At 72.8% G+C, this 20,828-nt stretch carries 22 protein-coding genes; 15 read left to right on the forward strand and 7 right to left on the reverse strand.

The genetic code is table 11. From position 1 onward, the window contains the following. Position 1 precedes the first annotated feature (1 nt). Genes ACGWYL_RS11030 through ACGWYL_RS11045 form a run of 4 tightly spaced genes read left to right on the forward strand, consistent with a single transcriptional unit; the run spans position 2 to position 3,863 of the window. Positions 2 to 391 (forward strand): TadE/TadG family type IV pilus assembly protein, encoded by a 390-nt coding sequence (locus ACGWYL_RS11030; protein ID WP_269306243.1) that lies wholly within the window; start codon positions 2 to 4, stop codon positions 389 to 391. Then, positions 388 to 804, forward strand: a complete 417-nt coding sequence (locus ACGWYL_RS11035; RefSeq protein WP_269306245.1) for a TadE/TadG family type IV pilus assembly protein — start codon at positions 388 to 390, stop codon at positions 802 to 804. Before ACGWYL_RS11030 ends, ACGWYL_RS11035 begins: the two co-directional genes overlap by 4 nt. Next, positions 801 to 1,205 carry a TadE/TadG family type IV pilus assembly protein gene (locus ACGWYL_RS11040; protein WP_179425404.1) on the forward strand — a complete coding sequence of 135 codons (405 nt, stop codon included), beginning with the start codon at positions 801 to 803 and terminating at the stop codon, positions 1,203 to 1,205. The genes ACGWYL_RS11035 and ACGWYL_RS11040 overlap by 4 nt, the downstream gene beginning before the upstream one ends. A 12-nt stretch (positions 1,206 to 1,217) precedes the next feature. Beyond that, positions 1,218 to 3,863, forward strand: coding sequence for a BTAD domain-containing putative transcriptional regulator (locus ACGWYL_RS11045; RefSeq protein ID WP_395487177.1), 2,646 nt, complete (start codon positions 1,218 to 1,220; stop codon positions 3,861 to 3,863). A 1-nt stretch (position 3,864) separates the two neighbouring features. On the opposite strand, the gene ACGWYL_RS11050 is transcribed toward ACGWYL_RS11045, so the two are convergent. Together ACGWYL_RS11050 and ACGWYL_RS11055 are read right to left on the reverse strand one after the other, a co-directional pair. Then, positions 3,865 to 4,311, reverse strand: coding sequence for a hypothetical protein (locus ACGWYL_RS11050; RefSeq protein ID WP_395487178.1), 447 nt, complete (start codon positions 4,309 to 4,311; stop codon positions 3,865 to 3,867). Next, positions 4,308 to 6,014: an alpha/beta hydrolase gene (locus ACGWYL_RS11055; RefSeq protein WP_395487179.1), complete on the reverse strand. Its 1,707-nt coding sequence runs from the start codon at positions 6,012 to 6,014 to the stop codon at positions 4,308 to 4,310. Before ACGWYL_RS11055 ends, ACGWYL_RS11050 begins: the two co-directional genes overlap by 4 nt. A 110-nt stretch (positions 6,015 to 6,124) precedes the next feature. On the opposite strand from ACGWYL_RS11055, the gene ACGWYL_RS11060 reads away from it, so the two are divergent. From ACGWYL_RS11060 to ACGWYL_RS11070, 3 genes are all read left to right on the forward strand, one after another. After that, a complete protein-coding gene (locus ACGWYL_RS11060; protein ID WP_395487180.1) occupies positions 6,125 to 7,333 on the forward strand; it encodes a cysteine desulfurase family protein in 1,209 nt (402 codons plus the stop codon). Further along, complete coding sequence (mnmA, locus tag ACGWYL_RS11065; RefSeq protein WP_179425394.1) at positions 7,330 to 8,427, forward strand: tRNA 2-thiouridine(34) synthase MnmA; 1,098 nt, start codon at positions 7,330 to 7,332, stop codon at positions 8,425 to 8,427. The genes ACGWYL_RS11060 and mnmA overlap by 4 nt, the downstream gene beginning before the upstream one ends. Positions 8,428 to 8,617: 190 nt before the next feature. After that, the gene (locus ACGWYL_RS11070) at positions 8,618 to 9,682 is read left to right on the forward strand and encodes an NAD(P)-binding domain-containing protein (protein WP_395487181.1); all 1,065 of its coding nucleotides are present in this window, start codon (positions 8,618 to 8,620) and stop codon (positions 9,680 to 9,682) included. Here the strand turns inward: ACGWYL_RS11070 and ACGWYL_RS11075 are convergent. After that, positions 9,670 to 10,197: a GNAT family N-acetyltransferase gene (locus tag ACGWYL_RS11075; protein WP_179425390.1), complete on the reverse strand. Its 528-nt coding sequence runs from the start codon at positions 10,195 to 10,197 to the stop codon at positions 9,670 to 9,672. The genes ACGWYL_RS11070 and ACGWYL_RS11075 overlap by 13 nt on opposite strands. 41 nt (positions 10,198 to 10,238) lie before the next feature. On the opposite strand from ACGWYL_RS11075, the gene ACGWYL_RS11080 reads away from it, so the two are divergent. After that, complete coding sequence (locus ACGWYL_RS11080; RefSeq protein ID WP_395487182.1) at positions 10,239 to 11,171, forward strand: methionine synthase; 933 nt, start codon at positions 10,239 to 10,241, stop codon at positions 11,169 to 11,171. A gap of 88 nt (positions 11,172 to 11,259) precedes the next feature. Here ACGWYL_RS11080 and ACGWYL_RS11085 read toward each other — a convergent pair whose 3' ends face one another. Then, positions 11,260 to 12,246 (reverse strand): DNA topoisomerase IB, encoded by a 987-nt coding sequence (locus tag ACGWYL_RS11085; protein WP_395487183.1) that lies wholly within the window; start codon positions 12,244 to 12,246, stop codon positions 11,260 to 11,262. Positions 12,247 to 12,355: 109 nt separating this feature from the next. Between ACGWYL_RS11085 and ligA the strand changes: the two genes are divergently transcribed. After that, complete coding sequence (gene ligA / locus ACGWYL_RS11090; protein WP_395487184.1) at positions 12,356 to 14,635, forward strand: NAD-dependent DNA ligase LigA; 2,280 nt, start codon at positions 12,356 to 12,358, stop codon at positions 14,633 to 14,635. Between the two features lies 1 nt (position 14,636). Here ligA and ACGWYL_RS11095 read toward each other — a convergent pair whose 3' ends face one another. Further along, complete coding sequence (locus ACGWYL_RS11095; RefSeq protein WP_395487185.1) at positions 14,637 to 15,341, reverse strand: cutinase family protein; 705 nt, start codon at positions 15,339 to 15,341, stop codon at positions 14,637 to 14,639. 253 nt (positions 15,342 to 15,594) lie between these two features. Here ACGWYL_RS11095 and ACGWYL_RS11100 point away from each other — a divergent pair, with 253 nt between their 5' ends. The 6 genes from ACGWYL_RS11100 (at position 15,595) to ACGWYL_RS11125 (ending at position 20,255) form a co-directional block, all read left to right on the forward strand. Continuing rightward, positions 15,595 to 15,984 (forward strand): hypothetical protein, encoded by a 390-nt coding sequence (locus ACGWYL_RS11100; RefSeq protein ID WP_395487186.1) that lies wholly within the window; start codon positions 15,595 to 15,597, stop codon positions 15,982 to 15,984. A gap of 38 nt (positions 15,985 to 16,022) precedes the next feature. Next, positions 16,023 to 16,325, forward strand: a complete 303-nt coding sequence (gatC, locus tag ACGWYL_RS11105; RefSeq protein ID WP_395487187.1) for an Asp-tRNA(Asn)/Glu-tRNA(Gln) amidotransferase subunit GatC — start codon at positions 16,023 to 16,025, stop codon at positions 16,323 to 16,325. Beyond that, positions 16,322 to 17,827 carry an Asp-tRNA(Asn)/Glu-tRNA(Gln) amidotransferase subunit GatA gene (gene gatA / locus ACGWYL_RS11110; RefSeq protein WP_179425376.1) on the forward strand — a complete coding sequence of 502 codons (1,506 nt, stop codon included), beginning with the start codon at positions 16,322 to 16,324 and terminating at the stop codon, positions 17,825 to 17,827. Before gatC ends, gatA begins: the two co-directional genes overlap by 4 nt. Continuing rightward, entirely contained in the window at positions 17,824 to 19,344 is a 1,521-nt protein-coding gene (gene gatB / locus ACGWYL_RS11115; RefSeq protein WP_269306272.1) for an Asp-tRNA(Asn)/Glu-tRNA(Gln) amidotransferase subunit GatB, read from the forward strand. The genes gatA and gatB overlap by 4 nt, the downstream gene beginning before the upstream one ends. A 93-nt stretch (positions 19,345 to 19,437) precedes the next feature. After that, on the forward strand, positions 19,438 to 19,728 hold the full coding sequence (locus ACGWYL_RS11120) for a DUF1540 domain-containing protein (protein ID WP_179425372.1): 291 nt from the start codon (positions 19,438 to 19,440) through the stop codon (positions 19,726 to 19,728). A 47-nt stretch (positions 19,729 to 19,775) separates the two neighbouring features. Next, positions 19,776 to 20,255, forward strand: coding sequence for a pyridoxamine 5'-phosphate oxidase family protein (locus ACGWYL_RS11125; RefSeq protein WP_179425370.1), 480 nt, complete (start codon positions 19,776 to 19,778; stop codon positions 20,253 to 20,255). Positions 20,256 to 20,266: 11 nt separating this feature from the next. Here the strand turns inward: ACGWYL_RS11125 and ACGWYL_RS11130 are convergent, their stop codons facing one another. Both ACGWYL_RS11130 and ACGWYL_RS11135 read right to left on the reverse strand, forming a co-directional pair. Next, positions 20,267 to 20,515: a hypothetical protein gene (locus tag ACGWYL_RS11130; protein ID WP_395487188.1), complete on the reverse strand. Its 249-nt coding sequence runs from the start codon at positions 20,513 to 20,515 to the stop codon at positions 20,267 to 20,269. Further along, complete coding sequence (locus tag ACGWYL_RS11135) at positions 20,512 to 20,751, reverse strand: hypothetical protein (protein ID WP_395487189.1); 240 nt, start codon at positions 20,749 to 20,751, stop codon at positions 20,512 to 20,514. Before ACGWYL_RS11135 ends, ACGWYL_RS11130 begins: the two co-directional genes overlap by 4 nt. Between the last annotated feature and the right edge of the window lie 77 nt (positions 20,752 to 20,828).

Raw genomic sequence — 20,828 nt, forward strand, 5'->3', positions numbered from 1 at the left:
CATGCGGTCCAGGGCAAGGGCTGAGCGGGGGACCAGTGCGATCGAGCTGGTCCTCTACACGCCCCTGCTCATGATTGCCATGATCATCACCATCCAGTTCGCGCTGACCTATCTGGCCAAGCAGTCGGCCAGCGCGGCGGCCCGCGAGGCCTCGCGTGTCGCCCGCGTCACGGGCGACGCGGACCAAGGTCGCGCGAAGGGTATGGCATCGGCCACGGCCCTCGGCCGCGGAGTATTGCGGGGGCCGCAGGTCTCGGTGGTGCAGGTGGGCGACAGCATGCGGGCCACGGTCTCCGGGCGGGCCAGTCAGCTGTTGCCGTTCATCGGCTCCCCGCGGGTGGAGGAAGTGGTCCAAGGGCCGATCGAGGAGTTCCAGGAGGACACGCCGTGATCCGCCTGATGCGCAGGTCCGAGCGCGGCTCGATGTCGGTCGAGGTCGTGCTGATGGTGCCGATCCTCGTCATGTTCCTCATGCTCGTGCTCGCCGGCGGCCGCTACGTAGCCGTCCGGGCCGACATCGATGCCGCTGCCCGCGATGCCGCCCGCGCGGCGTCCTTCGAGCGCAGCCAGTCAGCGGCGTACTCGGCCGCCTACGCCGCGGCGAACGCCAGCGACGTCGACGACAGCTTCTCGTCGTGCGACGTCGCGAACATCGGCGGCACGTTCGCCGCGGGCGGCGTGGTCGAGGTGACCATCCGCTGCCGCGTGTCCAACGATGGCCTCGGGCTCGTCGGCCTCACCGGCAGCCGCGACTTCGAGGCCAGCAGCAGTGCCCCCATCGACCAGTACCGGAGGTTCGGATGAGCAGGCGTGAACGCGGAGGCGCGACGATCTTCGTGCTCGGCATGTCGCTCGTGCTCATGCTGTGCGCCGGCCTCGTGATCGACGGCGGCATGGGCATCAACGCCCGCATGCGCGTCGCCGACGACGCCGAGCAGGCCGCGCGGGCCGGCGCCAACGCCGTCAACGTCGACCAGCTGCGCAGCGGTGGCGCGCTCGCGGTCGACCCCGGCCTGGCCCGGCTCTACGCGCAGGACTTCCTCAGCGCGCGGGGCTACCCCGCCTCGCAGTTCTCGATCACGGTGAACGCCAACACCGTCGCTATCGAGGTCCGCGACACCAGCGAGACCACGATGCTCAAGCTCATCGGCATCAACCAGTACCCGGTCACCGCCCGCGCCACCGCGACCGCCGCCACCTCCTGACGTAGGAGCACCATGACTGATCCCACCCTGACCCCGGACGCCAGCCGCTTCGAGTCGCTCGCACCTGCCCCGGTGGAGGAGTCCTCGTCGGTCGCCTCGCGGATCGGGTCCGCGCTCGCGCTCGTCGCGCTGCTCGTCGGTCTGCCCGTCGCGCTGCTGCTGCTCGGCGGCGCCCCGCCGATCCCCAGCGAGCTGCCGGCCCTGCGCGACCTCGCGCGCCAGCTCGGTCCCGAGGACCTCGTGTCCGTGCTCGTCGGGATCGTCTGGCTGCTGTGGCTCGTGTTCGTGGTCTGTGTGGTCCTCGAGATCGTCGCCACGCGTCGCGGCGGCCTCGCCCGCACCGTGCCGTTCGCCGGCCCGCTGCAGCACCTCGCGCGCGCCCTCATCGGCGGCCTGCTCGTGACCGGTCTGGTCGCCGGTCCGGCCGCCAACGCCGCGGGTCCGTCCGAGTCGGACATCGCCCCGCAGACCGGTGCCGTGGCGGCTGCCGTCGTCGACGCCGTCACCCCGGCGCCCGAGGAGAAGCCGGCGGCCACGGACAAGATCGAGAACCGTCTCGAGGGCGAGCTCGTCTACACCGTGAAGGCGCCGAAGGACGGCTACCACGACAACCTCTGGGACATCGCCGAGCGCCACCTGGGCGACGGCTTCCGCTACAAGGAGATCTACGAGCTCAACAAGGACAAGGTCCAGCTCGACGGTCGCAAGCTCGAGCTCGCCCGGCTGATCCAGCCCGGCTGGCAGCTGGTCATGCCCGGCGACGCCAGCGGCGTCGACCGCGTGGCGGTCGAGCAGGCGCCGGTCACCCCGCCCGCCGGCTCGCAGGGCGGCGGCGGTGGCGGCACGTCCGACGCCGGCGGCGTCGAGGCCGACTCCACGGCACAGGCCCCCGAGTCCACCGCCTGGTGGATGGGCGCCGGCCTGCTGGCCAGCGGCCTGCTCGCCGCGCTCGCGGTGGCGCGTCGCCGTCGTCCCGGTGGCGAGCCCGACGAGAAGGCACGCGAGACCGAGGCCGACCTGCGACTGGCCGCGGACCCCGAGCGCGCCGCCGCGCTCGACACCGTGCTGCGTCACCTCACGGACGCCTGCGAGCGCGCGGGCGTCGACGTCCCGGCGGCCTACGCGGCTGTCGTCGGCCACGACGACGTGGCCCTGCACCTCGCGCCTGCCGTCCCCGAGGCGGTGGAGGGCTGGGAGGCCGTCGAGGACGGCGCCGTGTGGCGCCTGACCGCCGACCTCGCCACGCTCGAGGCGCCCGAGGACGCCGAGCCGGCGTACCCGTCGCTGGTCAGCCTCGGCGTCGACACCGAGGGCCGTGACGTCCTGGTCGATCTCGCGTCGTCGGGCGGCCTCATCACCGTCGGCGGCGACCTGCACGTCAGCGCCGAGGTCATCACCTCGCTCGTCCTGCAGGCTGCCGTCAGCCCTTGGTCGCGATCGGTCCGCGTCCTGGCCACCGGCCTGCCGTCCGCGGTCGCCGAGGTGGCCGAGCGCGTCACGCTCGTGTCCGACCTCGAGTCCGCCGCCTCCGAGCTCGAGGCCACCCGCGCCGACGACGTCCTCACCGGCCGCCGTCGCGAGGACGAGGTCGCGATCCTGGCCGTCGGCAGCCAGTCGCCGGGCTTCGCGCTCGAGCGGCTGGCCGGCGTGGCCGCGGCCCACCCGGGCACGGCCGCCATCGCCGTGGGCGACCACGACGCCGCACGCTGGCGCCTGCACGTCGACGAGCACGGCACGCTGCACGTGCCCCAGCTCGGCCTTGCCGTCACGGCCAACCGCATCGGCGCGCACCACGCCGAGGCCGTGGCCTCGCTGTTCGCCTCGGCCGGCCTGACCACGCGTCCCGGCGACGGCGACCGCGTGGCCATCGCGCTGCCGCGCCGCGACGCCGACGACGCCGCCTGGCTCACCGCCACGAGCCGCGTCGGCATCCTCGGCTCGGTCGTCGTCGACGGCCCGGGGGAGCAGACCGAGCGTCGCGCCACGGTCCTCACCGAGATCATCACGTTCCTGGCCCTGCACCCCGAGGGCGTGCACCCGACCGTGCTCGCCGGCGCCGTCTGGCCGCTCGGCGTCACGCCCGAGGTGCGCGACGCCAACATCGAGCGCGCCCGCGTGTGGCTCGGCTCCGACCGCGAGGGCCACCACCGCCTGCGCGAGAGCCTCGACGGCCGCCTGTCGCTCGGGCCCGACGTCGTGTGCGACTGGGACGCGTTCCGTCACCTGGTGATCGCCAGCCGCCGGGCCGAGTTCCCGCGCGACGAGATCGACCTGCTGCGTCGCGCGCTCAAGCTCGTGCGCGGTCCGGCGTTCGAGGGCGCGCCGCGCGGCCGCTACGCCTGGGCGGCCACGCTCGACCTGCCGCGCACGATCGGTGAGCTCGTGATCGACGCGGCCCTGCGTCTGGCCACACTGCTGCAGGACGGCCGCGACCCGGCCGGCTCCGCGGCGGCGGCCGGCGCGATCCTGCGGATCTACCCGACGCACGAGGAGGCGTGGCGCATCATCCTGCGCGCCCGTCACGAGACCGGCGGCGTGTCCGCGGTCGCCGTCGCGGTCGACCAGCTCGAGACCGCGCTCGCGGGCGAGCCGATGGACCACACCACCGCCACGCTCGTGGACGAGCTGCTGCCGCACCGCGGCTCGCAGATCTCCTGAGTCAGCGCACGCAGCCGCCGGTGCCGCTCACGGCGGCCCGGCCGGCTGTCGTGCTGATGTTGGCGCCCATGGTGAACGGGCCCTTGGCGAAGCGGACGCTGACCTCGTCCTTCGCGGGGTCCACGGGGTCGGCCTTGATCTCCCAGCCCTCGGCCGCGAAGTGGTCGGCGATCTCGCCGCGCAGCCGCTCGGCCGCGGTGTCGTCCACCGTGACGTGCACGGCGTAGGACAGGTCGATCCCGCTGTCCTGCTGGCCCGGCACGCAGTCGCCGAGCTCGTCCTGCACGACCTCGGGGTCGGCGCCCACGCGAGCGGCCAGGTCGTCGACGTACGTGCGTGCCTCGGCCGCGCGGGCCTCGGCCCGTTCCTGCAGGTCCATGTCGTCCTCCTTGCCGCACCCTGCCAGGACGATCCCGCAGAGCATGAGCGCCGCCACCGCGCGCCTCATCGGATGTCGATCCTCTCGCCGTCGTCCTGCCAGCCCACCTGCACGGGGATCGCGGGGCCATGAGGCGACCGAGGGACCTGGTACTCGGGCGAGCGGTACGTCTCCACGACGCCTCCGGTGAACACCTCGTACATGTTCCTCCACGCGTCGCTCTGCTCCTCGAACACGCCCGAGTGCGAGTCGGGGCCGGTGTTCAGCGAGCCGTCGACGCGGTCACCGGTGTGCAGCCGCGTGGTGCCGTCGAAGTGGTCGGGGTCGGCTCCGTGCCCGATGTCCCCGATCTGGACCCCTTGGGTCAGCTCGATGATGTCGCCCGGCGCGGTCATGGAGTAGCGGTCCACCGACGACTGCGAGTCGGGGAGGTCGTCGGGGTCCCGGACGTCGTGCCCCATCCCGGCGGACTCGATGTGCAGGACGCGGTCGGCGACGAGTCCGCTGAGCTCCGACCGGCCGACCACGGCGCCACCGTAGGAGTGCCCGGCGACGGTGACGCTCGGCCGGGAGTCGGTGGCGCTGCCGATCTCTTGGTCGAGGTCGCGCGAGAACTCGGCGAGCCGCGGACCGAGGTCGAGGCTGTAGCTCGCGAAGGGCGCGTCGGCGACCACGTCGTCGGGCAGGTCGCCGCCCATCCACGACACCATCGCCAGCTCGCCCGCGGCGTTGGTGTTGACGAAGCCGCGCGACCGCCGGGCCACGCCGCCCTCGTAGTTCGACAGGTCGCTCCCGGTGCCGGGCACCAGCACCCCGACGTTGCGGGTCCTGGCGTCGATCGTGCCATGAAGCTCGGCGATCGCGCCGTCGCCCGCCGGGTCGAAGAAGACGATCGTGCGGTCGTCCTCGAGGATCGACTCGTACAGGCTGATCCGGTCCTCGAGGTTGCCGATCGGGCCCTCGAGGTCGTCGTTGTTGAGCCCGAGGAAGTCCCAGTCGTCCTGGTTCCGGGCGTGCTGCTCGCGCAGGTCGGCCAGCTCGCGACGCTCGTCCGCCAGCGCCGCCACGACGTTCACCGTGTTCGCGTGGGCGCGGTTGGCGAAGGGGACGCCCGCGAGGTTGCCCACGATCGACGGGTAGGTCATGGCGAGGATCGCGGCGTCGTCGGGGGAGAGGCTCGCGAACAGCTCGCGCGCGTTGGCCCGGCGCTGGTCCCAGACCTCGGCGGCGCCGCCGGGCGCGGTCATGAACGGGCCGGTGAGGGACCGCAGCGAGCCCGCCGGTCCGGTGCCGAGCGGCAGCGTCGACTGCAGCGCCGTGGCGACACGGGGATGGTCGACGACGAAGCGGCGCAGCTCGGCGGCCGTCATCGCCGACCCGGGAGGAAGGTCGCGGCCCACCGACCCCAGTGTGAGGAGCAGGGCCGACAGCTCCTCGCCCTCCAGCCCGGTCGCCTCGACGAACCCGGGACCGAACCTCTGGTCGCCGGCCTGTCCGACCAGCGTCGCAGCGTCCCAGCCGCCCTCGGGCACGGTGACGACGGTCGTGCCGTCGCCGTCCTCGTCGAGCAGGAGGGCGATCGCGGCGAGGTCGCCCACCATCGGCAGCTGCTCGTGCAGCCAGGTGGCCTTCTCGCGCAACGGCGCCAGGCTCGGGAGCGTCACGGGCGACGTCGCCACGGCGAGGCCGGACTCGGCGTCGACGGACTGGGCCAGCCGCCGCATCTCCCCGCGCGCGGCCAGCAGCAGGGCGTGATCCAGTTCGACCCGCACGCGTCCCCCCGATGGTCCGTGTCCGGTCAATCTATGAGCGCTGCCCGGCCACGGCAACCGCGGCTGGACGGCCCGGGCGGCCCTCGTGCGCCCCCATTACGCTGGAGACGATGAGCACGACCCCCGATCGCGTCTACCTCGACCACGCGGCCACCACCACGATGTGGCCCGAGGCCGTCGAGGTGATGCACGACGAGCTGCGCCGCACGGGGAACCCCTCGAGCCTGCACGAGGCCGGCCGCCGCGCCCGCCGCGTCGTGGAGGAGTCGCGCGAGTCGATCGCCGAGCGACTGGGCGCCCGGCCCAGCGAGGTCGTGTTCTGCTCCGGCGGCACCGAGGCCAACAACCTCGCGATCAAGGGACTCTTCTGGTCGCGCCGGTCCGCCGATCCGCAGCGCGACCGCATCGTCTTCAGCTCGATAGAGCACCACGCGCTGCTCGACCCCGTCACCTGGCTCGCCGCGCACGAGGGCGCCCGCATCGACGTCACGCCCGTCGACCGCCAGGGCCGCGTGCGCCTCGACGCCCTCCGCGAGTCCATCGAGGACCGTCCCGAGGACGTCACGGCGATCACCACGATGTGGGCCAACAACGAGATGGGCACGATCCAGCCCGTCAGGGAGGTCGTCGAGATCGCCCGCGCGCACGGCATCTCCGTGCACTCCGACGCGGTCCAGGCCGCCGGCTACCTGCCCCTCGACTTCGCGGGCACGGGCCTCGACGCGATGACCGTCACCGCGCACAAGCTCGGCGGCCCCGTCGGCGTGGGCGCGCTGGTGATCCGCCGCGAGATCGAGGCCACCCCGCTGCTGCACGGCGGCGGCCAGGAGCGCGACCTGCGCTCCGGCACGGTCGGCGTGGCGCTGATCGCCGGCTTCGCCACGGCCCTCGAGCTCACGGTGCAGCGACAGGCGGAGAACGCCGCCCGCATCGAGACCCTGCGCACGCGCCTCGTCGAGGGCATCGCTCGCGTCGTGCCCGAGGCGGTCGTGAACGGCGATCCCGAGCCCGGCCCCACGCACCGTCTGCCGAACATCGCGCACGTGACGTTCCCGGGCTGCGAGGGCGACGCGCTGCTCATGCTGCTCGACGCCCAGGGCGTGGAGGTCTCCACCGGCTCGGCGTGCCAGGCCGGCGTGCCCCAGCCCAGCCACGTGCTGCTCGCGATGGGCTTCGACGACGCCGCCGCGCGGGGCTCGCTGCGGTTCAGCCTCGGCCACACCTCCACCGAGGCCGACGTCGACCGCCTGCTCGAGGTGCTGCCCGCCGTCCACGAGCGAGCCCGCTCGGCCGGCCTGGTCCGGAGCCGCACGCGATGAGGCTCATCGCGGCGATGTCCGGCGGCGTCGACTCCGCCGTCGCGGCCGCTCGCGCCGTGGACGCCGGCCACGACGTCACCGGGGTGCACCTCGCGCTCAGCCGCAACCCGCGGTCCTACCGCTCCGGCGCCCGCGGCTGCTGCTCGATCGAGGACGCGGGTGACGCGCGCCGCGCGGCCGACGTCATCGGCATCCCGTTCTTCGTGTGGGACATGAGCGACGAGTTCGCCGACGAGGTCGTCGACGACTTCATCGCCGAGTACACCGCCGGCCGCACGCCCAACCCGTGCCTGCGCTGCAACGAGAAGATCAAGTTCGCGGCGGTGCTCGAGCGGGCCGTCGCGCTCGGCTTCGACGGCGTCGTCACCGGCCACTACGCGCGACTGGCGACCTCCGAGCGAGCTGGCGGAGAGGTCGTCGAGCTGCACCGCGCCGTCGACCACGGCAAGGACCAGTCCTATGTCCTCGGCGTGCTCACGCAGGACCAGCTGGGGCGCTCGGTGTTCCCGCTCGGCGACGACCCGAAGACCCTCGTGCGCGAGGAGGCCGCCCGCCGCGGGCTCCAGGTGGCGAACAAGCCCGACAGCCACGACATCTGCTTCATCGCCGACGGCGACAACGCGGGCTGGCTGGCCGACAGGCTCGGTCCGCGGCCCGGGCCGATCGTCGACGAGTCCGGGGCCGAGGTCGGCTCCCACGACGGCGCCTACGCGTTCACGATCGGCCAGCGCAAGGGTCTGCGCCTCGGCGTCCCGGCGTCCGACGGCAAGCCGCGCTTCGTGCTCGACATCGAGCCGGTCTCGGGCACCGTCACGGTCGGGCCGCGCGAGCACTTGGCCATCGACGCGATCGAGGGCATCAAGCCGCTCTGGTGCGACGAGCCGCCCACCGAGCCGCTCGACTGCACGGTCCAGCTGCGCGCCCACGGCGACGAGCACCGCGCCACCGTCACCGTGGACGGCGACGTCGTCCGGGTCGAGCTGCGCGACCCCGCCACCGGCATCGCCCCGGGTCAGGCCTGCGTGATCTACGCCGGCACCCGCGTCGTCGGCTCGGCCACCATCGCGCGCACCTCCCGCTCCGTCGCCGCCTGACCCCCGACCCGGACCGCTGGGAGGGCGGTGAGTGGTCAACCCTTCCGCTGGCTGAGCGGTGAGTGGTCAACCCTTCGAGGGTCGGATGCGGTTGACAGCTCACCGCTCCCACTCGGGTGCGGTTGACAGCTCACCGCTCACCGAGGGTGCCCGGGGGAATCGCGGAGGGACCGGAGCCGTTGACCCTGGCGTGTGGGACAGCATCGTCATCGGAGCCGGGCAGGCCGGCCTGTCGACCTCGTTCCACCTGAGTCGGCTCGGCGTGCGCCACCTCGTCCTCGACGCGAACCCGCGCGCGGGCGGGGCGTGGCAGCACCGGTGGAACGCCCTGACGATGGCCGACGTCCACGGCGTCGCCGACCTGCCGGACGACCCGGTGCCGCCCGCGACCGGACCCGAGCGCGCCAACGACTTCGTGCCGGGCTACTTCAGCGACTACGAGGCCCACCACGACCTGCCCGTCGTGCGCCCGGTCGTCGTGAGGTCCGTGCGCGACGAGGACGGCGTGCTCCGCGTGGAGGCCGAGGACGGCCGCACGTGGCACACCCGCACGCTCGTGAACGCCACCGGCACCTGGCGTCGCCCGTTCGTGCCGCGCTACCCGGGACAGGAGTCGTTCAGGGGCCGCCAGCTGCACACCGCAGGCTTCGGCGATCCGGAGGACTTCCGCGGGAAGCGCGTGCTCGTGGTCGGCGGTGGCGCGTCGGCCGTGCAGTTCCTCGGCCTGCTGCGCCCCCTCACCGACACCCTCTGGGTCACGCGACGCGAGCCGGTCTGGCGCACGGACGAGTTCGACCAGGAGGCGGGCCGCGCGGCCGTCGCGATGGTCGAGGAGCGAGTGCGTCGCGGACTGCCGCCGCGCAGCGTCGTCAGCGTCACCGGGCTCATGCTGCGGCCCCAGGAGCAGGAGGCCGCGCGCCTCGGCGCCTACGAGCGCCTGCCGATGTTCGAGCGGATCGAGCCCGACGGCGTGCGCTGGGCCGACGGCGCGTTCGAGGCCGTCGACGTCATCCTGTGGGCGACGGGCTTCCGGCCCGACGTCGACCACCTGCGACCGCTGAGGCTGCGTTCGCCGCTCGGCGGCATCCAGCTGGGGGACACGACGGCGACCTCGACGACCTCCGTCGCGGACCCGCGCGTGCAGCTGGTCGGATACGGCCCCTCGGCCTCGACGATCGGCGCGAACCGAGTCGGCCGCGTGGCCGCCCGCGCGGTGCGGCGGGCGCTGGAGCAGGCCTCCGCTCAGGCCAGCTGACGCTCGAGGACCAGGTCGTCCTCGGTGTGCGCGCCGACGACGAAGCGGCGCTCGCCGACGACCTCGAAGCCCTGCTTGGCGTAGAAGCGCTGGGCCCGGGCGTTGCGGCCGTTCACCCCCAGCCACACGCTGGCCGCGCCCGCGGCGCGCGCCGACTCGACGACGGCCTCCATCAGCCGCGCGGCGACGCCGGTGCCGTGCGCGGTCGGGTCGGCGTAGCACTTGCTGAGCTCCACCGTGGGCCGCAGCCGCACGAGCGAGGCCAGGTGATCGTCGTAGGGCTCGCGCGCGAACGTCAGCGTGTAGCCGGTCAGGACGCCGTCGTCCTCGGCCACCAGGACCTCGGCGACCTCGTGCGCGAGGTACTGCGCGAACCGCTCGAGCGACAGATGCTCGGCGACGAACGCGGTCATGCTCGCCTCGGGCATGTCGGGCGGGCAGGCGAGCGGGAACGTGCGCGCGGCCAGGTCGGCCAGGGCGGGCAGGTCGGCTTCCGTGGCGGGTCGAACGGTCACCGGATGATTCTCACAGGCGACCGTGCGGGAGAATCGTCGGCATGCGCGCCACGGGGATCGGATCCATGCCCGGCGAGGAGCTCGCTCCCGTCGCGCGGCACGTGATCGACACCTTCGGCGACGACGGGATCGTCTTCGTCCCCGAGCTGCCCGACCGCGGCGCGCCGTCGGCGATGCTCGGCCGCACGCTCGGGCTCGTGCCGCTGCCGATCGACCTGCAGCCCGCCGGCTGGCGACTCGCGCCGGGGGAGGGCATGGACCAGCGTCGCGCCCGCTCGGCGCTGCGGGCCGACCTCGACCTGCTCGAGGAGCTGCTCGCCGAGCACGATGCCGCGGTCAAGCAGCAGGTCACCGGTCCGCTGACGCTCGCCGCCACGGTCGAGCGGCCGCGCGGCGACAAGGTGCTCTCCGACCACGGGGCGCGACGCGAGCTGGCGGAGGCGCTGGGCGAGGGCGTCCGCGATCACGTGCGCGAGCTGCGCCGGCGGTTCAGCGGCGAGCTCACCGTCCAGGTGGACGAGCCCGCGATCACCGCCGTGCTGGGCGGCAAGGTGCCGACCGCGAGTGGCTTCGGACGGCACCGATCGGTCGACGCGCCGCTCGCCGACGCGCTGCTGCGGCCCGTCGTCCGGGCGATCGTGGACGAGGGTGCGCGGCCCGTCGTGCACTCGTGCGCGCCCGACGTGCCCGTCGCGCTGCTGGCCGGCGCGGGCTTCGAGGCGATCGCGTTCGACGTGTCGCTGGCCCGGCCGTCGGACGAGTGGGCGCAGGCCTTCGAGTCCGGCACCGACCTGTGGTTCGGCGGCGCCGACGCGGCTCGGGTCGAGGACTTCATGGGACGGCTCGGGTTCGCGGTGGAGTCGTTCGCCGCGCGCGGCGCGGTGACTCCCGCCTGCGGCCTCGCCGGCCGCTCGCCCGCCGACGCCCGCCGCGCCCTCGAGCTCGCCGCCACCGCCGCCCGCTCCTTGACCTGACTGCCCCCGCCGAGATTTGCTCCAGTTTCTACCTTTCAACCGGTCTGAAAGGTGGAAATGGGAGCAAATCTCGGTAGGGGCCGAGAGCTCAGTCGGCCTTGCGGAGCAGCCGGAGCGTCTCGCGCTCGATCGCGTTGCGGCGCTCGAGCTCGTCGATCTCCTGCTCGAAGGACTGCCGCGGGATGACGGTGCCGGACTCGTAGAGGCTCACCAGGCGCGGATCGACGTAGGAGCTGCGCACCACCGAGGGCGTGTTGCCGAGCGCCAGCGCGACCTCGGTCATCGCCGAGCGCACCGCCCGGGCCCGCGACGCCTTCGTGTCACCGGGCTCGTCGGACAGCGCCAGCACCTCGGCCGCGAGCACGGTGGCGGCCCACGTGCGCAGGTCCTTCGCGCTGATGTCGAGGCCGGTCTGCTCGCGCAAATACTCGTTGACGTCGGAGGAGTCCAGCGCGTAGCGCGCCCGGTTGGCGCGGTACTCGAGCAGTCGAGGCCCGCCGCCGCGCCGCCGCCGCATCCGGTTCACGGCGTCCACGACCGGCGCGTCCTCGAGCACCACCTGGTGCTCCACGCCGGACTTGCCGATGAACCTGAACACGAGCGTCTCGCCCTTGGCGCGCACGTGGCGCCGCTCCAGCGTGGTCAGCCCGAAGCTGCCCTGGCGGGCGTAGACGTCGTTGCCGACGCGGAACGAGCCCGAGTCCAGCAGGCGCACCGCCACCGCGGCCGCGTGCTCGCGCGACGAGTCGGTCGCGGTGATGTGGTCGGTCACGAGCGCGCGCAGCTTCGGCAGCTCCTGGGCGATCTGGCTGACCCGGTCGAACTTCTCCAGGTTCCGCTGGCGCACCCACTCGGGGTGGTAGAGGTACTGCGTCCGCCCGGCCTCGTCCACGCCGGTGGCCTGCAGGTGACCGTTCTCCCAGGGGCTGATCCAGACGTCGGTCCACGCGGGCGGGATCACCAGGGCCTCGATGCGCTCGCGCTCCTCGCCGGTGATCGTGGCGCCGAGCTCGTCGAGGTAGGTCCACCCGCGCCCGGCACGCCGCCGCGTCCAGCCCCGGGTGCGGGTCGTCACGCGGCGAAGTCTCATGTTCCGCACCTTAGGTCGCTCGCGGCGCGCGGCAACTCGGCCGCACGCGCGCACCGGCGTGGCAGTGTCCGACGCTCGCACTAGGCTCGGCGACATGGCGGAAACACGTGCGACGGCGGTCCCCGACGACGATCCCGGCGCGGCGGGTGCGCGCACGGAGGCGGCCGAGCTCACCGAGCAGATCGAGCGTGCACGGGACGCCTACTACGGCCAGGACACGTCGCTCGTCGACGACGCCACGTACGACGGCTGGATGCACCGGCTGGAGGAGCTCGAGCGGCTCCACCCCGAGCTGCAGGGGCAGGACTCGCCCACGCTGAACGTCGGCGCGGCCACGGGCGCCACGGCGCTGCCGCCGATCCAGCACGCCGAGCGGATGCTCAGCCTCGACAACGTCTTCTCGCCCGAGGACCTGCGCGAATGGTGCGCCAAGACCGAGCGCGCGGCGGGCCGCCAGGTCCGCTGGCTCACCGAGGCCAAGATCGACGGCCTCGCGATCAACCTGCGCTACGAGGACGGCGTGCTGGTCTCGGCCGCCACGCGCGGCGACGGGCGGGTCGGCGAGGACGTCACGGTCAACGCGCTGAAGGTCCGCGGCATCCCCGAGCGACTCGACGGCGAGGGCCACCCGCCGCTCGTCGAGGTCCGCGGCGAGGTCTTCATCGGCATCGCCGAGTTCGAGCGGCTCAACGCGTTCCAGGCCGACCTGCGCGATCGCGCCGTCGCCGAGTCCACGAGCCGCGGCGTCAGCGAGGAGCGCGCCACCGCCAGTGCGGCCCGCCGCTTCCCGGCCTTCGCCAACCCGCGCAACGCCGCCAGCGGCGGCCTGCGCCAGCAGCTCGACAAGAAGTCGGGCCTCGAGCTCGAGGCCGGCCACGAGCGCATCGCGGTGCTCAACCTCTACGTCCACGGCATCGGTGCCTGGGAGCGCCCGCCGGTCGCCGCCCAGAGCGAGGTCTACGACCTGCTGCAGGGCTGGGGCCTGCCCACCAGCCCGAACACGCGCGTCCTCGACGACGTCGATGCCGTGGTGGCGCGCATGGAGGAGCTGGGCGGTCAGCGGCACTCGCTCCAGCACGAGATCGACGGCCTCGTCGTCAAGGTCGACGAGCTCGCCCTGCACCCCGAGCTCGGCGAGACCAGCCGCGCGCCGCGGTGGGCGATCGCCTACAAGTACCCGCCCGAGGAGGTCCAGACCCGGCTGCTCGACATCGTCGTGTCGGTCGGCCGCACGGGCCGCGCCACGCCCTACGCGCAGATGGAGCCCGTCCGCGTGGCCGGCAGCGTCGTCCGCCAGGCCACCCTCCACAACCAGGACGTCGTGAAGGCCAAGGGCGTGCTGATCGGCGACACCGTCGTCCTGCGCAAGGCCGGCGACGTGATCCCCGAGGTCCTCGGTCCGGTCGTCGAGCGCCGCGACGGCAGCGAGCGCGCGTTCGTCATGCCCGAGGGTTGCCCCGAGTGCGGCACGCCGCTGCGGGCGATGAAGGAGGGCGACAAGGACCTCCGCTGCCCCAACGCCCGCACCTGCCCGGCGCAGGTGCGCGGACGCGTCGAGCACGTCGGCTCGCGCGGCGCCCTCGACATCGAGGCGCTCGGCGAGGTCACGGCCGCCGCGCTCACCCAGGGCAAGGGCGCTCCGCTCGACTCCGAGGCCGGGCTGTTCTCCCTCACGATCGACCAGCTCGTCCCGATCGAGGTCGAGGTCCGCGACGCCGAGACCGGCGAGCCGAAGCTCGACGAGAAGACCGGCGAGCCCGTGGTCCGCACGCCGTTCCGGGTCAAGACGGGCGATCCGTCCAAGCAGGCCCAGGTGCTGCTCGACGAACTCGAGAAGGCCAAGACCAAGGACTTCTGGCGCCAGCTGGTGTCGCTCAACATCCGCCACGTCGGCCCGGTCGCGGCGAGGGCACTGGCGCAGTGGTTCGGGTCGATCGAGGCGATTCGGGCGGCCACGCGTGAGGAGCTCGCGGCGGTCGAGGGAGTCGGTGGGATCATCGCCGACTCGGTCACCGACTGGTTCGAGGTCGACTGGCACCGCGAGATCGTCGACCAGTGGCAGGCCGCCGGTGTGCGCTTCGCGATCCCCGACCACCCGGGCCCCGGCGCCGCGTCCACGGCCGGGGGAGTGCTCGACGGGCTCACGGTCGTCGTCACCGGCGGGCTCGAGGGCTTCACGCGTGACTCGGTCAAGGAGGCGATCATCGCCGCCGGCGGCAAGCCGGCCGGCTCGGTGAGCAAGAAGACCGACTACGTCGTCGTGGGCGAGAACGCGGGCTCGAAGGCCGACAAGGCCGAGGAGCTCGGCGTCCCGATCCTCGACGAGGCGGGCTTCGTCAAGCTGCTCGAGGGCGGCCCCGACGCGCTGGCGTGAGTCAGCCCAGCACGTCGGCGGCGGCGTCCGCGATCGCCTGCGCCACGGCCGGCCTCTCGTAGGCCTTCCGGTGCACGGCGAGGTCGGACGAGCCGTCGTTCGCGCACACGGTGTCGCCGGTGACGCAGGCCTCCACGGTTCGCGCGGACAGGTCGCCGAGGTCCGCGCCGGGGCCGAGCCGGCCACCGGCCGACGGCACGCCACCGGGCAGCTCCACGTGGTGGAACGGCGACGACGGGTCGCGCAACGGGCTGCCCACCAGCACCAGCGCGTCCACGTCGCGCGCCAGCCCCGGCTCGGCCGCCAGCGCCTCGCGGGCGATCTGAGAGCCCTGGCTGAAGCCGATCACGGCGACCCGGGTGTCAGGGCACTCGGCGGCGAGCGACCGCAGCCGCTCGCCCAGCAGCTCGCGCCCTTCGGCGACGTCCTCGACGTAGTCGTCCCAGCTCCCGAGGCCGCTCTCGTGCCGGATCGCCGTCGTCCGCACGGTGCCGGTCGACGCGAGATCGTCGGCGAGGGCCGTCGCGATCCCGTCCACCTCGGCACCGAGGCCGCGATGCGCGTCGAGCGACTGGCCCTGCCCGCGGATGCCGACGATCTCGATGACGGGACAGCTCGACGCCTGCTCGCGCTCATCGGTCGGACTGCTCTGGCATCCCGTGAGCAGCGCGCATCCCATGGCGAGCGCCGCGGTCCGAGGGAGCATGGACGTCATCCTCGCCCATCGCCGCCGCTGACGGGCGCGTACGGTGAAGCCAGTCGTGACCGCATCTCGGGGAGGGGTGCTGATGCATCGTCTGCGCGCCTTGGCCGCCTCGTTGGTCCTCGTGCTGCCGCTGGCAGGGTGCTGGGGAGGTGACGATGACCCCACGCCGACTCCCGAGCTCACCGCCCCGACGAAGACGCCGGCGGAGAGTGAGGGGTGGAACCAGCTACTCAGGCCCGAGCGTCCTCGAGATGTGAAGTCCGAGGAGGGCCTGCGCGCCTACGTCGACTATCTCGTGGCGGTGCCGACGTACGCCTTCGCCGCGCAGGATCCCTCCTCGCTCGCGGACCTCGGCGACGCGGAGTCGTGCCACCTGTGCGTCCTGGCGGGCGACGTCGGTGCGTTCTACGCCCAAGAGATCCACCTCTACGAGGAGCGGCCCACGGTGCGGATCATGTCGCTCGAGAATCCGAGCGAGAACAGGTTCGTCGTGGAGGCCGAGATCCACTCCCCGCCCTCACGACGGTTCGACCCGCGGAGCGGTGAGCTCAGGGGTGAGGAGCCGGCGCACACGTCCGGCGTCCGGTTCGAGGTCGAGTGGGTCGAGGGCCGCTGGGAGCTGACGTACCACCGGGCGTCCTGAGTGCTGGCGGTCCGATGTCGCTCACTAGGATGGAAGGCATGTCGTCACCCGAGATCTCCCGCGACGACGTCGCCCATCTGGCGAGCCTCGCGCGGATCGAACTGTCCGAGTCCGAGCTCGATCGCCTGGGGGCCGAGCTCCCCGGGATCCTCGACTACGTCCAGGTCGTCCAGCAGGCCGCCGGCGACGACGTCCCGGCCATGAGTCACCCCGTGCCGGTGACCAACGTCTTCCGTCCCGACGAGGTGACGCCGAGCCTGACGCCCGACGAGGCGCTCGCCGGTGCCCCCGCCAGTGAGGAACAGCGCTTCCTCGTCCCGCAGATCCTGGGAGAAGAATGAGCGACCTGACCCGTTCCACCGCCGCTGACCTCGCGGCGGCGCTCGCCGAGGGCTCCGTCACCTCCGTCGAGGTCACGCAGCAGCACCTCGACCGGATCGCCGCGGTCGACGGCGAGATCCACGCCTACCTGCACGTCGACGCCGAGGGCGCGCTCGCCGCGGCCGCCGACGTCGACCGCCGCCGCGACGCGGGGGAGTCCCTGCACCACCTGGCCGGCGTGCCGATCGCGGTCAAGGACGTCCTGACCACCACGGGCCTGCCCACCACGTGCGGCTCGAGGATGCTCGAGGGCTGGATCCCGCCGTACGACGCCACGGTCGTCTCGCGACTCAAGGCCGCGGGCCTGCCGATCCTGGGCAAGACCAACATGGACGAGTTCGCGATGGGCTCCTCCACCGAGCACTCGGCCTACGGCCCCACCCGCAACCCGTGGGACACCGACCGGATCCCCGGCGGCTCCGGCGGCGGCTCGGCGGCCGCGGTGGCCGCGTTCGAGGCGCCGCTCGCCGTGGGCACCGACACCGGCGGCTCGATCCGTCAGCCCGGCGCCGTCACCGGGACCGTCGGCGTGAAGCCCACGTACGGCGGTGTCTCCCGGTACGGGCTCGTCGCGATGGCCAGCAGCCTCGACCAGGCCGGCCCGGTCACCCGCACCGTCCTCGACGCAGCGCTGCTGCACGAGGTGATGGCCGGACACGACCCCCGCGACTCCACCAGCCTCGACGTCCCGGTGCCGCCGGTGGTCGAGGCCGCCCGCCGCGCCGACGTCTCGGGACTGCGGGTCGGCGTCATCCGCGAGCTCGGTGGCGAGGGCTTCCAGCCCGGCGTGCGCCAGCGCTTCGAGGAGTCGATCGAGCTCCTCGCGAAGGCCGGCGCCGAGATCGTCGAGGTCTCGTGCCCGAGCTTCGCGCACGGCCTCGCGGCCTACTACCTCGTCATGCCGAGCGAGGTCAGCAGCAACCTCGCCAAGTTCGACGCCATGCGGTACGGCCTGCGCGTCTCGCCCGACGGCGTCGAGGTGCCCAGCGCCGAGCAGGTCATGGCCGCCTCGCGCGACGCGGGCTTCGGCGACGAGGTCAAGCGCCGCATCATCCTGGGCACCTACGCCCTCTCGAGCGGCTACTACGACGCGTACTACGGCTCGGCCCAGAAGGTGCGCACGCTGATCGCGCGCGACTTCGAGGCCGCGTTCGAGCAGGTCGACGTCCTCGCCTCGCCCACGTCGCCCGCCGTCGCGTGGCGCCTGGGGGAGAAGCTCGACGACCCGCTGGCCATGTATGCCCAGGACATCGCGACGATCCCGGCCAACCTCGCCGGCGTGCCCGGCATCTCGCTGCCGATCGGCCTGTCCGAGGGCCTGCCGGTGGGCCTGCAGTTCCTCGCCCCCGCGATGGCCGACGACCGCCTGTACAACGCGGGTGCCGCCGTGGAGCGCCTCGTCGCCGAGCGCGACGGCAGCCCCTTCGCCGCACTCGCCCCCGAGCTGGAGGCCGCCCGATGAGCACCACCGACACGAAGCTCGTCCCGTTCGAGGACGCCCTGACCCGGTACCAGCCCGTGATGGGCCTGGAGATCCACGTCGAGCTCAACACGGCCTCGAAGATGTTCTGCGGCTGCTCCACGGCGTTCGGCGCCGAGCCGAACACGCAGATCTGCCCCGTGTGCCTGGGCCTGCCGGGCGCCCTGCCGGTGGTGAACGCGAAGGCCGTCGAGTCAGCGATCCGGATGGGTCTGGCGCTCAACTGCGAGATCGCCGAGTGGTGCCGCTTCGCGCGGAAGAACTACTTCTACCCGGACATGCCGAAGAACTTCCAGACGTCGCAGTACGACGAGCCGATCGCCTTCGACGGGTGGACCGACGTCACTGTGCCTTCCGAGGACGGGGGCGAGGGCGAGACCTTCCGCATCCAGATCGAGCGTGCGCACATGGAGGAGGACACGGGCAAGTCGCTGCACGTCGGCGGCAGCACGGGTCGCATCCACGGCGCCGACTACTCGCTGCTGGACTACAACCGCGCCGGCATCCCCCTGATCGAGATCGTCACCCGCACGATCGAGGTCCCCGGCGACAAGGCGCCCGCGGTCGCGCGCGCGTTCGTCAACCAGGTCCGCGACCTCATGGTCGCCCTCGGCGTCTCGGACGCCCGCATGGACCAGGGCTCGATGCGCGCCGACGTCAACCTGTCGCTGAAGCCGCTGGGCTCCGACCAGCTCGGCACCCGCTCGGAGACCAAGAACGTCAACTCGTTCCGCTCGGTGGAGCGCGCCGTCCGCTACGAGATCAGCCGGCACGCCGGGATCCTCGACGCGGGTGGCTCGATCCTGCAGGAGACGCGTCACTTCCACGAGTCCGACGGCACCACGTCGGCCGGCCGCCCGAAGTCCGACGCCGACGACTACCGCTACTTCCCCGAGCCCGACCTGGCGCCCGTCGCCCCGTCGCGCGAGTGGGTCGAGGAGTTGCGCGGCACGCTGCCCGAGCCGCCGTCGGAGCGTCGCAAGCGCCTGCAGTCCGAGTGGGGCTTCAGCGATCTCGACATGCGCGACACGGTGGGCGCGGGTGCGCTCGACCTCGTCGTCGAGACCGTGGCCGCGGGCGCCTCGCCGCAGGTCGCCAAGAAGTGGTGGCTCGGCGAGCTGGCCCGCACGGCCAACGAGCAGGGCACCGACGTCAGCGCGCTGGCGATCACCCCGGCCCAGGTCGCCCAGATCCAGGGCCTGATCGACGCCGGCCGGATCAACGACAAGTTGGCCCGCCAGGTCTTCGAGGGGGTGCTGGCCGGCGAGGGTGAGCCCGAGGCGGTCGTGGCCTCCCGCGGCCTCGAGGTGGTCTCGGACGACGGCGCGCTCGGCGAGGCCGTCGACCGAGCGATCGCGAACGACCCCGACGCCGCGCAGAAGATCCGCGACGGCAAGCAGGCCGCCGCCGGAGCGCTGATCGGCTTCGTCATGAAGGAGATGCGCGGCCAGGCCGACGCCGGCCGCGTGCGCGAGCTGATCCTCGAGAAGCTCTCCTGACGCACCGACGAAACGCCCCCGTACTGAGTCTTCCCTCAGTGCGGGGGCGTCGTCGTACCGTCGAAGGCAGGACCACCACCGCCGGAGGCGACCATGAGCGTCAAGGAACTGCCACCCGTCCACGACTGTGCGGTCGAGGGCTGCTCGTACAACGCGGACCACGAGTGCCACGCAGGGGCCATCAACATCACGGGGACCGAGGCCGGCTGCGGCACGTTCATCGACATCAGCGTCTCCGGTGGCCTGCCCACCGCGACCGCGATGGTCGGCGCCTGTCACCGCACCGACTGCACCCACAACGACCATCTCGAGTGCCACGCGGACTCGATCCGGGTCGGGCCGGGCGCCGACGCCGCGGACTGCCTGACCTACCAGGTGGCGTAGCCGCTCCTCGAGAGGCGGTCTCCCGGTCGTGGTGCGAGGGTCGAGGCATGACCTCACGCGACCAGACCGAGACCGTCACCAAGATCATGCGCGACACCAGGATCGCGGTCCTGACGTACGTCTCGCAGGAGGGCCTCCTCGTGTCCACGCCGATGGGCGTGCAGGACTTCGACCACCCCGGCACGACCTGGTTCCTCACCGAGCGCAGCAGCGAGAAGGTGCAGGCCCTGGAGGCCGACCCGCGCGTGAACGTGGCCTACGCCAGCGACGCCGGCTGGGTCTCCCTCAGCGGCACCGCGCACGTCGAGCAGAACCGCGGCAAGGTCGAGGACCTCTGGGACGCGTCCTCCGGTGCCTTCATGTCCGGTGGCCCCGAGGACCCCGACAACATCGCCCTGCGCATCGACGCCACCACGGCCGAGTACTGGGAGTCCCCGGGCAAGGTCACGGCGGCCGTCCAGTTCGTGAAGGGTCTCGTCACCGACTCCCAGCCCGACCTCGGCGACAACGACACCGTTCAGCTCTGAGGCCAAGTCGCCTACTCGAGCACGGCGCACGCGCGCCGTGCCGAGACGCCGATGCTCAGCGCTCCGAGCAGATGCTCCTCGACGTCGAGGTCCAGGGTGACGCCCTCGTCCGCGAGCGCCTGACGGAACGCTGCTTCTCTAAGCTCCGTGGGCTGACGGAGGGCACGGCCATAGGCCGTCCGGGCCGCCTTGGCGTCGGGGTGCCGCGTGAGCCTCTCGAGCACCCGGTCGACGAGGTGCTCCACGAACGCCGAGATCACAGTCGCCTCTTCGACCCGGCCCAGATCTTCAGCACCAGGATGGCAAGGAAGTTGAGCCCCAGCGCCGCGAGCAGGGCGGCGTCCCACAGCCAGACGCCACTGGAGAGCGGACCGAGAGTCATCAGGATGCTGAACAGCGCGAAGATCCCGATCGCGACGAGGCCACCGGTGGTCGACGCCCCGCGGGGAGCCTGCCACAGGCGGACACCACACCAGATCCCGGCCGCGACGATCAACCCGCCTGCGGAGGGCTGGAATGCGGCGGACGCACTTGGCGACACTCGACTTTGGCGCGTACAATTTCCTGTACCTA

It is taken from the genome of Aeromicrobium sp. JJY06 (genome assembly GCF_044069275.1).
GTDB lineage: Bacteria > Actinomycetota > Actinomycetes > Propionibacteriales > Nocardioidaceae > Aeromicrobium > Aeromicrobium tamlense.